This is a genomic window from Streptomyces sp. ISL-11 (genome assembly GCF_018614525.1).
Lineage (GTDB): Bacteria > Actinomycetota > Actinomycetes > Streptomycetales > Streptomycetaceae > Streptomyces.
In genome coordinates this window covers 21,587-33,905 of the sequence record NZ_JAGGOL010000055.1, presented here as the reverse complement: position 1 = coordinate 33,905, position 12,319 = coordinate 21,587, and the positions used below count along the sequence as shown (strand labels likewise).

The window sequence follows — 12,319 nt, the reverse complement described above, 5'->3', positions numbered from 1 at the left end:
TGGTGAATCACATACCCGCTCGCGGGCCGCGCACCGTCAAGACTTGGGTTCCGTCCCGTACACCACCGTCCGCCCGCGCAGGAGGAGCCGCCGATGACCGGGTCCCGTGTACTCGCCCTCGGCCACTACCAGCCGGCCAGGGTGCTGACCAACGACGAGCTGGCCACGATGGTCGACACCAGCGACGAGTGGATCCGTTCCCGGGTCGGCATCCGTACGCGCCGGATCGCCGAGCCCGACGAGAACGTCGCCTCGATGGCCGGCCAGGCCGCCGCCAAGGCGCTCGCGAACAGCGGTCTCGCGCCCGAGGACATCGACCTCGTGCTGGTCGCCACCTGCACGGCCGTCGACCGCAGCCCGAACACGGCCGCCCGCGTCGCCGCCGAGCTGGGCCTGCCCTCCCCCGCCGTCATGGACCTCAACGTCGTCTGCGCCGGCTTCACCCACGCCCTCGCGAGCGCCGACCACGCGATCCGCGCCGGATCCGCGAGGAACGCGCTGGTCATCGGCGTGGAGAAGTTCACCTCCGTCGCGGACTGGACCGACCGCTCCACCTGCGTCCTGGTCGGTGACGGCGCGGGCGCCGCGGTGATCACGGCCTGCGCCGAGCCGGAGATCGGCCCCGTGATCTGGGGCTCGGTCCCCACCATGGGCCACGCCGTCCGGATCGAGGGCACCCCGTCCCGCTTCGCGCAGGAGGGCCAGGCCGTCTACCGCTGGGCCACGACGCAGCTGCCGCCGATCGCCCGCCAGGTCTGCGAGCGCGCCGGCGTCCTCCCGGAGGACCTGGCGGCCGTCGTCCTGCATCAGGCCAATCTCCGCATCATCGAACCGGTCGCGCGGAAGCTGGGCGCGGTCAACGCGGTGATCGCCACGGATGTGACGGAGTCCGGCAACACGTCGGCGGCGAGCATTCCGCTCGCCTTGTCGAAACTGGTGTCCCGGGGAGAGGTCGCCTCCGGCGCGCCGATCCTGCTCTTCGGCTTCGGCGGGAACCTGTCGTACGCGGGTCAGGTCATCCGCTGCCCTTAGCTGGGGCGGGCCTTTTCCGCGCTACCGCGCGGTGTCCGGCACACCCAGCCCGTCCGGCGTTTGAGGACCGGGGTCCGGGGCGGAGCCCCGGGAATCCAGCCTGTCCGGCGCTTGAGGACACCGGGGCCCGGGGGCGGAGCCCCGGTTCGGGAAGGGGCGGGTCGGGGAAAGATCAACCACTCACCCGACTGCCTACGGCACCTCCCGCAGATACAGCGCCCCACAGGAGTGACACAAGGGAAGCCCCGAGCTCCCCCACTCCTCCGCGGAGCGAGTCGCCGCGTCGTCGGCCAGCTCCCGCCCGCACATCGCCGCCGTCTCGTCCTGCCGGACAACGTGCCAGATCCTCACCTCGCCGCCCGACCCGTCCTCGTACTCCGCCCGCAGCACATGCTCCATGAGCACCACCATGCGATACGAGACGGCGCCCCGCCACCCCGCCTCCCGCCCCCGAACCCTCAGAACACCGACCACCCGGTAAGCGTCGTACGGCGCTCCCCCGGGGGACACCCCCCGGACCCCCGGCCGCACCCCGAGCGCACCTCAGAACACCGACCACCCGGTCAGCGTCGTACGGCGCTCCCCCGGGGGACACCCCCCGGACCCCCGGCCGCACCCCGAGCGCACCCTCAGAACACCGACCACCCGGTAAGCGTCGTGAAGTGATCCAACGCCGCCACGCCCGCCACCGAATTCCCCCGCGCGTCCAGCCCCGGACTCCACACGCACAGCGTGCAGCGTCCCGGTATGACCGCCACGATGCCGCCGCCGACGCCGCTCTTGCCCGGCAGCCCCACCCGGTAGGCGAAGTCCCCGGCGGCGTCGTACGTGCCGCAGGTGAGCATCACCGCGTTGACCTGCTTGGCCTCCCGCCGCGGCAGCAGCCGCGTGCCGTCGGCGCGCAGGCCGTGGCGGGCCAGGAAGCCGCTCGCCAGGGCGAGGTCGCGGCAGCTCATCTCGATTGAGCACTGCCAGAAGTAGTGCTCCAGGACCGTGGGGACGGGGTTGTCGAGGTTGCCGTAGCTCGCCATGAAGTGGGCGAGGGCGGCGTTGCGGTCGCCGTGTTCGGTCTCGGAGGCGGCGACCGCCGGGTCGAAGGCGACGGTGGGGTTGCCACTCTCCGCGCGCAGGAACTCCAGCATGGTCGTGCTGGCGTCGCCGGTCAGCGTCTGGAGCCGGTCGGTCACGACGAGGGCGCCCGCGTTGATGAAGGGGTTGCGGGGGATGCCGTTCTCGTATTCGAGCTGCACCAGGGAGTTGAAGGGATTTCCGGACGGTTCTGTTCCGACCCGTTCCCAGATCCGCCCGCCGCCCTCCGCCAGGACGAGCGCGAGACTGAACGCCTTGGAGATGGACTGCACGGAGAACGGCCGTTCCCAGTCGCCCACCCCGTACACCCCGCCGTCGACGTCGGCGACCGCCATGCCGAAGTGACCGGTGTCCACGCCGGCCAGGGCCGGGATGTAGTCGGCCACCTGACCACGACCGACCAGCGGCCGCGCGAACGCGGCGACCTCTTCGAGAACGGCCTCGTAATCCACTGTCCTTCAGTCTCGCGCTTCTGTGTCGACGATGAGATTTTCGACCTGAGGCCGAATCGGCTCGCACGATATCCGAACGCCCGGCCCACCTGCGAACTTTTGGGTAAAAGAGGGTCATTCGGCCTACGCGTCCGGCGTATGCCACGCGATTTCGCAAGGAGGGCGGCATGGCACCTCCCATGTCCGCGAACGAGTTCCTCGCCGCGCTCAGACGCGAAGGCGCCACCGTCGTCGAGGTCGACGGCTGGCGGAGCCACAACCGCGACGGACACGGCCCCTGGGGCCCGGTCAACGGCGTCCTGATCCACCACACCGCGTCCTCCGGCACCGACAGCACCGTACGGCTGTGCTGGAACGGCTACGACGAGCTGCCCGGCCCCCTCGGACACGGCGTCATCGCCAAGGACGGCGTGATCCACCTCGTCGGCTGCGGGCGCGCCAACCACGCCGGGGGCGGTGACGGCGACGTCCTGCGGGCGGTGATCGCCGAGAAGCGGCTACCGCCCGTCCGCTGGGCGGACACCGACGGCAATGTCCACTTCTACGGCTTCGAGTGCGTCAACCGCGGCGACGGCCAGGACCCCTGGCCGGAGGAGCAGCTGCTGGCCATCGAGCAGGTGGCGGCCGCGATCTGCCGCTTCCACGGCTGGAGCGAGCGGTCCGTGATCGGCCACCTCGAATGGCGCCCCGGCAAGCTCGACCCGGTCGGCTTCTCCATGGAGTGGCTGCGCGAACGGGTCCGGGACCGGCTCAAGTGACCACAGAGATGACAATAGAGACGTGACCAGCGACCTCCCCGCCGACACCGACGCGCTCGCCGCGCTGCGGCCCCGGCTGCCGTCCCCGCTCGTGGAACTGCCGGACGAACGGTTCACCCGGCACGGCGTACGACTGCTGCTCAAACGGGACGACCTGATACACCCGCGGCTTCCGGGCAACAAGTGGCGCAAGCTGGAGCCGAATCTGCGGGCCGCCGCCGGGTCGGGCCGGCGCACGCTGCTGACCTTCGGCGGCGCCTACTCCAACCACCTGCGCGCCACCGCCGCCGCGGGCCGGCTGCTCGACTTCGCCACGGTCGGCGTCGTACGCGGCGAGGAGCTGGCGGACCGGCCGCTCAACCCCTCCCTGGCGCGCTGCGTGGCGGACGGTATGCGGCTGCGCTTCGTCAGCCGCGCGCTGTACCGCCGCAAGGCCGAGCCGGAGGTCCTGGCCGAGCTGGTCGCGGAGGCGGGCGACGACTGCTTCGTCGTGCCCGAGGGCGGGTCCAACGCGGCGGCCGCGCGCGGCTGCGCGGAGCTCGGCCACGAGCTGCGCGGCATGGCGGACGTCGTGGGCGTCGCCTGCGGCACGGGCGGCACGCTCGCGGGCCTGGCGGCCGGCCTGGGCGAGGGCCAGCGGGCGATCGGCTTCCCCGTGCTCAAGGGCGGGTTCCTCGGCACGGAGATCGAGCGGCTGCAACGCGAGGCGTTCGGCGGCCGGTGCGGCTCCTGGCAGCTGGACGAGCGCTTCCACGGCGGCGGCTACGCCCGCTCCACCCCGGAGCTGGACGCCTTCGCGGACGACTTCACCGCCCGGCACGGCCTGCCGCTGGAGCGGCTGTACGTGGCCAAGGCGCTGCACGGCCTGACGACCCTGACGGAGGAGGGCGCGTTCGCCAGGGGCACGACGGTGGCGGCGGTGATCACGGGGGCGCCCGCGCCGAAGGGCTGAGAAGGAACCGCCCCCGGCCTCACTCCTCCCGATAAGCCGCCGCCTCCTCGAAGTCCAGCCGCCGCAACAGCGTCCGCAGCATCTCGTCATCGATGCGCCGAGCGTCCCGCAGCGCCACGAACACCTCCCGCTCCGCGCCGATCATCTCCCGCGCCAGCCGCCGGTAGACGTCGTCCGCCGACTCCCCCGTCGTCTCGTCGACCGCCCCGAGCCGTTCCCACACCGCGTTGCGGCGGCGTTCCATGACCGTACGGAGGCGGTCGGCCAGCGGTGACGGAAGCGCGTTGCGCCCGTCGGTGAGGAGTTCGTCCAGGCGGCGCTCGGCGGCGGTGGACGCCTCGCTCTGGGCCTGCGCCTCGGCGAGCGTCTCGGCGCCCTGGTCGCGGGCGGGCAGCCGCAGCAGGCGGATCAGCGCGGGCAGCGTGAGGCCCTGGACGACCAGCGTGCCGATCACGGTGCTGAAGGTGAGGAAGAGAACGAGGTTGCGGGCGGGGAACGCCTCCCCGCTGTGCGTGGTCTCGGGGATGGAGAAGGCGATGGCGAGGGAGACGACGCCGCGCATCCCGGCCCAGCCGACGACGAGCGGCGCCTTCCACGTCGTGTCGGGCTCGCGCTCGCGGATCCGGGGCGAGAGCGCGCGCGGCAGGAACGTCGCGGGGAAGACCCAGACGAAGCGGGCGGCCACGACGGCGGCGAAGACCGCGGTGGCGTAGCCGAGGGCCGCCTCCCCCAGCCCGTACTGCCCCAGCCCGCGCAGGACCACGGGCAGTTGGAGCCCGATGAGGGCGAAGACGGCCGACTCCAGGACGAAGGCGACCATCTTCCACACGGCCGCCTCCTGGAGGCGGGTGGCGAAGTCCACCTGCCAGGAGTGGTGTCCGAGCCAGAGTCCGACGACCACGACGGCGAGCACGCCGGACGCCTCGACCTCCTCGGCCGCGGCGTAGGCGACGAAGGGGATGAGGAGCGAGAGGGTGTTCTGGAGCAGCGGCTCGCGCAGGTGCTTGCGCAGCCAGTGCAGCGGCACCATGAGGACCAGCCCCACCGCGACGCCGCCGAGCGAGGCGACCGCGAACTCCCGCAGCCCCTCGCCCCAGGTGGCGCCTTCGCCGACCGCCGCCGCGAGCGCCACCTTGAAGGCGGTGATCGCGGTCGCGTCGTTCACCAGCGACTCGCCCTGGAGGATCGTGGTGATCCGCGAGGGCAGGCCGAGGCGGCGCGCGATGGAGGTGGCGGCGACGGCGTCCGGCGGGGCGACCACCGCGCCGAGCACCAGGGCGGCGGTCAGCGGCAGACCGGGCACCACCAGGTACGCCACGTAGCCGACGGCGAGCGTCGCGAACAGCACGTAGCCGACCGAGAGCAGGGCGACGGGCCGGATGTTGGCCCGCAGATCGAGGTACGAGCTGTCGAGCGCGGCCGTGTGCAGCAGCGGCGGGAGCAGCAGGGGCAGCACGATGGCGGGGTCGAGGGTGTAGTCCGGCACGCCCGGTACGTACGCGCCGACGAGCCCGGCCGCGACGAGCAGCAGGGGCGCGGGCACGGGGGTGCGCCGGGCCGCGCCGGCGATCGCGGCGCTGGCGGCGACCAGCATCAGCAGTGGCATCACGTCCATCGGTCCCCGCCCGTCTCCATCCTCGGCAGCGCGATCTAACCTGGCAATCATGAGCGAGTGTCCGCATCTTCCCGAGCTGCCGCGCCCCGAGCCGGTGCCGTCGCACGTCACCTGCCCGGAGTGCGAGGCCGCCGGCAGCCATCCCGTGCAGTTGCGCCTGTGTCTGGTATGCGGGCACGTCGGGTGCTGCGACTCCTCGCCGTACCAGCACGCGACCGGCCATTTCAAGGAGTCCGGGCACGCGGTGATGCGCAGCTTCGAACCAGGTCAGAGCTGGCGCTGGTGCTACGAGGACCAGCGGCTCGTCTGACGTCCGGGCCTCCCGGCCGCGGACCGGACGCCCCGGTTGCCGGAGCGCTGTCACCGCCGACCGCTAGCATGCACGCATGATCCGACCCGCCACTCCGGCCGACGTTCCCGTCATCCATGCCATGGTCCGCGAACTCGCCGAGTACGAACGGGCGCTGGTGGACGCGCGGGCGACCGAGGAGCAGCTGCGGGACGCGCTGTTCGGGAGCGATCCGGCGGCCTTCGCGCTGATAGCGGAGAGTGACGAAAACGCGGAGGGTGAAGGGGGCACGGCCGGCGAACCGGTCGGCTTCGCGGTCTGGTTCCGCAATTTCTCCACCTGGACGGGTACGCACGGTATCTATCTGGAGGACCTCTACGTCCGGCCGCGGGCGCGCGGCGCCGGTCACGGCCGGGCGCTCCTCGCGGAGCTCGCGCGGATCTGCGTGGACCGCGGCTACCAGCGTTTCGAATGGTCAGTGCTGGACTGGAACGCCCCCTCGATCGCCTTCTACCGCTCGCTCGGCGCCGAGCCGATGGACGAATGGACGGTGCAACGGATGTCCGGAGAACCGCTCCACACTCTTGCGGCGCTCGCGCAGAGTGACGAAAATCCCAACAGGGCGACCGCTCTTTCGATTTGAGACCGCACACCCCTAGCCACTGTCCGTGCTCATGGGTTTACCATGAGTGACAGCCGTGGGGTTGCTCCACAGAACCGCAGATCGCGATAGCGTCGCAGCCGAACCATGTGCCGCACCGGCCCGCGCCGCTCTCCACCCGGAGGGCACCCAGGGCGCGGGGCCGGCGCTCGTAACAGCTCAAGAAGCTTGTGCCACCTTGGAGGTGAGGGTGTCCCCAATCGCAGGCGAGCCCGGGACCCAGGACTTCGTGGAAGTCCGGCTGCCCGCTGCGGGTGCCTACCTGTCGGTGCTGCGGACGGCGACTGCCGGCCTCGCGGCCCGCTTGGACTTCACCCTCGACGAGATCGAGGACTTGCGCATCGCCGTCGACGAGGCGTGCGCGATCCTTCTGCAACAGGCCGTGCCCGGCTCCGTCCTCAGCTGTGTGTTCCGCCTGGTGGGCGACGCGCTGCGGGTGACGGTCTCGGCGCCCACGACGGACGGCCGCGCGCCCGAGCGCGACACCTTCGCCTGGACGGTGCTCTCCGCCCTGGCCGGTGAGGTCGACTCGACCGTCGCGGACGACCGTACGGTCAGCATCAGCCTGCACAAGAAGCGCGGCGCCGGCCCCGGACAGCCGTGACGGAAGAGGGGGCTCCGTGAGTACTGCATCGCCGCGGGGAGTGCGTACCCCGGCCATCCCGCAGCAGCATGCCCGCCCGCTTCCGGGTGATTCGGGAGAGCCGGTGAATCCGGCGCCGGGCGAGGCGGGCGACCCACCAGAGCGGGCGGACCACATGGACCAGCACCAGCATCAGCAGTGGCACCAGCACCCCACCGCGCAGGACCGCAGCGGTGCCCGGGCCCTGTTCATCGAGCTGCGGACGCTGCCGGACGGCTCGCCCGAGCGCGCCGAGCTGCGCAACCACCTGGTGCGGATGCACCTGCCCCTGGTGGAGCACCTGGCGCGGCGCTTCCGCAACCGCGGTGAGCCGCTGGACGATCTGACCCAGGTCGCCACGATCGGTCTGATCAAGTCCGTGGACCGCTTCGACCCCGACCGCGGGGTGGAGTTCTCCACGTATGCCACGCCCACGGTCGTCGGCGAGATCAAGCGGCACTTCCGTGACAAGGGCTGGGCGGTGCGGGTGCCCCGCCGGCTCCAGGAGCTGCGGCTGGCGCTGACGACCGCCACGGCCGAGCTCTCCCAGCGGCACGGCCGGTCGCCCACCGTCCACGAGCTGGCCGAGCAGCTGGGGATCTCCGAGGAGGAGGTGCTGGAGGGCCTGGAGTCCGCCAATGCCTACAGCACGCTCTCCCTGGACGTCCCGGACACCGACGACGAGTCCCCGGCGGTCGCCGACACGCTCGGCGCCGAGGACGAGGCACTGGAGGGCGTGGAGTACCGCGAGTCGCTCAAGCCCCTGCTGGAGGATCTGCCGCCGCGGGAGAAGAAGATCCTGCTGCTCCGCTTCTTCGGCAACATGACCCAGTCGCAGATCGCCCAGGAGGTCGGGATCTCCCAGATGCACGTCTCCCGGCTGCTGGCGCGCACCCTCGCCCAGCTGCGTGACAGGCTCCTGATCGAGGAGTGACCGAGGAGGAGCCGCTCGCGGGCCCGTGGGCCCGCGGCGCTCAGCCCTCCCGGGGGCCGATGCCGAGCGCCTCGGTCGCCATGGGGTTCACCAGGAGGGCCAGCGTGCCCACGGCCACCAGCGCGAGGGCGATGCCCGCGGCGATCAGCGCGCCGCCGGCGTTGAACAGCGTCCAGGCCACCGGCAGCGCCATGATCTGCGTGATCATGGCGGGCCCGCGGCTCCAGCGCCGCAGCCGCCACAGCCCGAGCGCCGCGATCAGCGGCAGCGCGGCCAGCGCCAGCACGGTCAGCCCGCCCGTCTCGGCCTGCTGCGGGCTGTCCGGCTTGCCCAGCAGGCCCATGACCAGCAGATAGATCCCGGCGGCCAGCAGCGCGACGCCCTCCAGGGCGCTCAGCGCCGCGGCGGCCGTCAGCCGGGCCGGCCGGGGGCCGGCGGGCTCGGCGGCCGGGCGCGGCGGTCGCTCGGCGCTGACGGCGGCGCTCTTACGGGGGGTCTTCGACGCGGACTGCTTACTGCTCACCCCAGCAGGGTAGCCGCAGGGGCACCGTGGGAGGGGGCGGCGCAGGCCGCCGGGGGCGGGCCGGGGATGGGGCGTGTACCGACAGGTAGGTAGGCTGGCGCGCATGCGCGCGCTCCTCGTGGTCAACCCTTCGGCCACCACCACCAGTGCCCGTACTCGTGATGTCCTGGTCCACGCGCTCGCCAGCGATCTCAAGCTGGAGGTCGCGACCACCGAGTACCGCGGGCACGCCCGCGACCTCGCGCGCCGGGCGGCGGAGGACGGCAACACCGATCTGGTGGTGGCGCTGGGCGGTGACGGCACCGTCAACGAGGTCGTCAACGGTCTGCTGCACAACGGCCCCGACACCGAGCGCCTGCCCCGGCTCGCCGTGGTCCCCGGCGGCTCCACCAACGTCTTCGCCCGTGCCCTCGGACTGCCCAACGACGTCGTGGAGGCCACCGGCGCCCTGCTGGACGCGCTCCGCGAAGGCACCGAACGTACGGTCGGGCTGGGACTCGCGGCCGGCACCCCGGGCACGGAGGACGAGGGCGTGCCGTCCCGTTGGTTCACCTTCTGCGCCGGATTCGGATTCGACGCCGGAGTGATCGGCCGGGTCGAGCAGCAGCGGGAGCGCGGCAAGCGTTCGACACACGCTCTGTATGTGCGACAGGTGATGCGCCATTTCCTCGGCGAGACCAATCGCCGGCACGGCACGATCACCCTCGAACGGCCGGGCGAGGAGCCGATCGCCCATCTCGTCATGTCGATAATCTGCAACACCGCGCCGTGGACCTATCTGGGCAGCCGCCCGGTCTACGCGTCACCCCAGGCATCCTTCGACACCGCCCTTGACGTGCTGGGATTCACCAAGCTGTCCACGGTGACGGCCGGCCGGTACGTGACCCAGCTGCTCACCTCCACCCCCGAGCGGGGTCCCCAGGGAAAGCACGCGGTATCCCTGCACGATCAGACCGCCTTCACCTTGCATTCGCAGGCCCCACTGCCCTTCCAGATGGACGGTGACCACCTCGGACTGCGCAGGAGCGTGACGTTCACAGGCGTTCGCCGTGCACTGCGTGTGATTGTGTGAGTGCTAGGGCCTAAAGTCCTTCCACTCGAACGTTTAGGCTGGGTTCCACCCCCTGGAAGTACGGCTGTGACCTAGTCGACACCGAGGAATCAAAAAAAACTTTCCAGAAGGGGTTGTATCCGCAGCCGAGGTTTGCGAGTCTCTTCATGGCGATCGGGACGGCCGCTCTTCAAGGCTCCCCGACTCAGCCCGAACCCCCTCCCTTTTTCCTGGACTGCCCCAGTTCCGACTGGTAGTCAGCCCTTCCCTTGCGGGGGGATTCGTGAAAGCGTTCACATTCACAAGCAAACGTAGCCGCAATAACGAGGAGATGGAGCAGCCATGGACTGGCGTCACAACGCCGTTTGCCGCGAGGAAGACCCCGAGCTCTTCTTCCCCATCGGCAACACCGGTCCTGCGCTGCTGCAGATCGAGGAAGCCAAGGCCGTCTGCCGCCGCTGCCCCGTCATGGAGCAGTGCCTGCAGTGGGCGCTCGAGTCCGGCCAGGACTCCGGCGTCTGGGGTGGCCTCAGCGAGGACGAGCGCCGCGCCATGAAGCGCCGCGCCGCTCGCAACCGGGCGCGTAACGCCAGCGCCTGACGAACACCCCTCGGCCCCCGAGCCGCAGCGCGCAGTACCCCCGGATGCGCTAAAAAAGCTTTGAGCCCCGGACCTGATCAAGGTCCGGGGCTCAGTGCTTTTCGGGACTGCCCGGCGCTTTCGGGACTTCCGGGTGCCTGCCCTCAGGACTTCTCGGCGCCGACGGGGAGGTCGAGGACGACCCGGGTGCCCCGGCCGGGCGCGGGCACCATGTCGAAGGTGCCGCCCATCTCCCCCTCGACCAGGGTGCGGACGATCTGCAGGCCCAGATTGCCGGCGCGCTGCGCGTCGAAGCCTTCCGGCAGGCCGCGGCCGTCGTCCTGCACCGAGATCAGCAGCCGCGCGTCCTTGCGGGTGCCGCTGCGCATCGCCGTTATCTCCACGGTGCCGTGCTCCCCGGGCCCGAAGCCGTGCTCCATGGCGTTCTGGAGGAGTTCGGTCAGCACCATCGACAGCGGTGTGGCCACCTCGGCGTCCAGGATGCCGAAGCGGCCCGTACGCCGGCCGGCCACCCGGCCGGGTGAGATCTCGGCGACCATGGCCAGGACCCGGTCGGCGATCTCGTCGAATTCGACGCGCTCGTCCAGATTCTGCGAGAGCGTCTCGTGCACGATCGCGATCGAACCGACCCGGCGCACCGCCTCCTCCAGCGCCTCCCGGCCCTCGGGCGAGCCGATCCGGCGGGCCTGGAGGCGCAGCAGGGCGGCGACGGTCTGGAGGTTGTTCTTCACCCGGTGGTGGATCTCCCGGATGGTGGCGTCCTTGGTGATCAACTCGCGCTCGCGTCGGCGAAGTTCGGTGACGTCGCGCAGCAGTACGAGCGAACCGATGTGATTTCCCTTGGGTTTGAGGGGAATCGCCCGGAGCTGGATGACCCCGTCGCTGCCCTCCACCTCGAACTCGCGCGGCGCCCAGCCGCTGGCGAGCTTGGCCAGGGATTCGTCCACCGGTCCGCGTGAGGGCGCCAACTGAGCGGTGGTCTCGCCCAGATGATGTCCCACGAGGTCGGCGGCGAGGCCGAGGCGGTGATAGGCGGAGAGCCCGTTGGGGCTGGCGTACTGCACGATGCCGTCGGCGTCCAGCCGGATCAGGCCGTCACCGGCACGGGGTGACGCGTCCATGTCGACTTGCTGACCGGGGAACGGGAAGGTCCCGTTCGCGATCATCTGGGCCAGGTCGGAGGCGCTCTGGAGGTAGGTGAGCTCCAGGCGGCTCGGCGTCCGCACGGTCAGCAGGTTGGTGTTGCGGGCGATGACGCCCAGCACCCGGCCCTCACGGCGGACGGGGATGGACTCGACCCGGACCGGCACCTCCTCGCGCCACTCCGGGTCGCCCTCGCGGACGATCCGGCCCTCGTCGAGGGCGGCGTCCAGCATCGGGCGGCGGCCGCGCGGCACCAGGTGGCCGACCATGTCGTCCTGGTAGGAGGTCGGTCCGGTGTTGGGCCGCATCTGCGCGACCGACACGTACCGGGTGCCGTCGAGGGTGGGCACCCACAGCACGAGGTCGGCGAAGGAGAGGTCGGAGAGCAGCTGCCACTCCGAGACCAGCAGGTGCAGCCACTCCAGGTCGGAGTCGCTCAGGGCGGTGTGCTGGCGTACGAGGTCGTTCATGGAGGGCACGGCTGTGAGCCTACCCGCGGTGAGCGATGTCATCGGGTTCCGCCTGTCGGCGCAGAGTCATGGACACGGGCGAGTGGTCTAGTCCACAATGAGTGAGCAAAATCCCACCTTCCCCGCAC

General features: G+C 71.2%; 14 protein-coding genes. 9 read left to right on the top strand and 5 right to left on the bottom strand.

Annotated elements, in window-relative coordinates:
- Window positions 1-93: 93 nt before the first annotated feature.
- A complete protein-coding gene (locus J7E86_RS13545; protein WP_215081882.1) occupies window positions 94-1,032 on the top strand; it encodes a beta-ketoacyl-ACP synthase III in 939 nt (312 codons plus the stop codon).
- 192 nt (window positions 1,033-1,224) lie between these two features.
- On the opposite strand, the gene J7E86_RS13540 is transcribed toward J7E86_RS13545, so the two are convergent.
- Window positions 1,225-1,431, bottom strand: a complete 207-nt coding sequence (locus J7E86_RS13540; protein ID WP_215081881.1) for a hypothetical protein — start codon at window positions 1,429-1,431, stop codon at window positions 1,225-1,227.
- A gap of 230 nt (window positions 1,432-1,661) precedes the next feature.
- Window positions 1,662-2,573, bottom strand: a complete 912-nt coding sequence (locus tag J7E86_RS13535) for a glutaminase (protein WP_215081880.1) — start codon at window positions 2,571-2,573, stop codon at window positions 1,662-1,664.
- A gap of 167 nt (window positions 2,574-2,740) precedes the next feature.
- On the opposite strand from J7E86_RS13535, the gene J7E86_RS13530 reads away from it, so the two are divergent.
- Together J7E86_RS13530 and J7E86_RS13525 are read left to right on the top strand one after the other, a co-directional pair.
- Window positions 2,741-3,331 (top strand): N-acetylmuramoyl-L-alanine amidase, encoded by a 591-nt coding sequence (locus tag J7E86_RS13530; RefSeq protein ID WP_215081879.1) that lies wholly within the window; start codon window positions 2,741-2,743, stop codon window positions 3,329-3,331.
- A 22-nt stretch (window positions 3,332-3,353) separates the two neighbouring features.
- Window positions 3,354-4,283, top strand: a complete 930-nt coding sequence (locus tag J7E86_RS13525) for a 1-aminocyclopropane-1-carboxylate deaminase/D-cysteine desulfhydrase (protein WP_215081878.1) — start codon at window positions 3,354-3,356, stop codon at window positions 4,281-4,283.
- A gap of 19 nt (window positions 4,284-4,302) precedes the next feature.
- Here J7E86_RS13525 and J7E86_RS13520 read toward each other — a convergent pair whose 3' ends face one another.
- Window positions 4,303-5,898, bottom strand: a complete 1,596-nt coding sequence (locus J7E86_RS13520; protein WP_215081877.1) for a Na+/H+ antiporter — start codon at window positions 5,896-5,898, stop codon at window positions 4,303-4,305.
- Between the two features lie 49 nt (window positions 5,899-5,947).
- On the opposite strand from J7E86_RS13520, the gene J7E86_RS13515 reads away from it, so the two are divergent.
- The 4 genes from J7E86_RS13515 (at window position 5,948) to J7E86_RS13500 (ending at window position 8,404) form a co-directional block, all read left to right on the top strand.
- Complete coding sequence (locus tag J7E86_RS13515) at window positions 5,948-6,208, top strand: UBP-type zinc finger domain-containing protein (protein ID WP_215081876.1); 261 nt, start codon at window positions 5,948-5,950, stop codon at window positions 6,206-6,208.
- Window positions 6,209-6,284: 76 nt separating this feature from the next.
- Window positions 6,285-6,830 carry a GNAT family N-acetyltransferase gene (locus J7E86_RS13510; RefSeq protein ID WP_215081875.1) on the top strand — a complete coding sequence of 182 codons (546 nt, stop codon included), beginning with the start codon at window positions 6,285-6,287 and terminating at the stop codon, window positions 6,828-6,830.
- Between the two features lie 208 nt (window positions 6,831-7,038).
- Window positions 7,039-7,452, top strand: a complete 414-nt coding sequence (locus tag J7E86_RS13505; protein WP_030366270.1) for an anti-sigma regulatory factor — start codon at window positions 7,039-7,041, stop codon at window positions 7,450-7,452.
- 40 nt (window positions 7,453-7,492) lie between these two features.
- Window positions 7,493-8,404, top strand: coding sequence for an RNA polymerase sigma factor SigF (locus tag J7E86_RS13500; protein WP_215081918.1), 912 nt, complete (start codon window positions 7,493-7,495; stop codon window positions 8,402-8,404).
- A gap of 40 nt (window positions 8,405-8,444) precedes the next feature.
- Here the strand turns inward: J7E86_RS13500 and J7E86_RS13495 are convergent, their stop codons facing one another.
- Complete coding sequence (locus J7E86_RS13495; protein ID WP_215081874.1) at window positions 8,445-8,927, bottom strand: hypothetical protein; 483 nt, start codon at window positions 8,925-8,927, stop codon at window positions 8,445-8,447.
- Between the two features lie 103 nt (window positions 8,928-9,030).
- Here J7E86_RS13495 and J7E86_RS13490 point away from each other — a divergent pair, with 103 nt between their 5' ends.
- Together J7E86_RS13490 and J7E86_RS13485 are read left to right on the top strand one after the other, a co-directional pair.
- Entirely contained in the window at window positions 9,031-9,999 is a 969-nt protein-coding gene (locus tag J7E86_RS13490) for a diacylglycerol kinase family protein (RefSeq protein WP_215081873.1), read from the top strand.
- A 321-nt stretch (window positions 10,000-10,320) separates the two neighbouring features.
- On the top strand, window positions 10,321-10,578 hold the full coding sequence (locus J7E86_RS13485; protein WP_003953983.1) for a WhiB family transcriptional regulator: 258 nt from the start codon (window positions 10,321-10,323) through the stop codon (window positions 10,576-10,578).
- Window positions 10,579-10,721: 143 nt separating this feature from the next.
- On the opposite strand, the gene J7E86_RS13480 is transcribed toward J7E86_RS13485, so the two are convergent.
- Window positions 10,722-12,191 (bottom strand): sensor histidine kinase, encoded by a 1,470-nt coding sequence (locus J7E86_RS13480; RefSeq protein WP_215081917.1) that lies wholly within the window; start codon window positions 12,189-12,191, stop codon window positions 10,722-10,724.
- Window positions 12,192-12,319 lie beyond the last annotated feature (128 nt).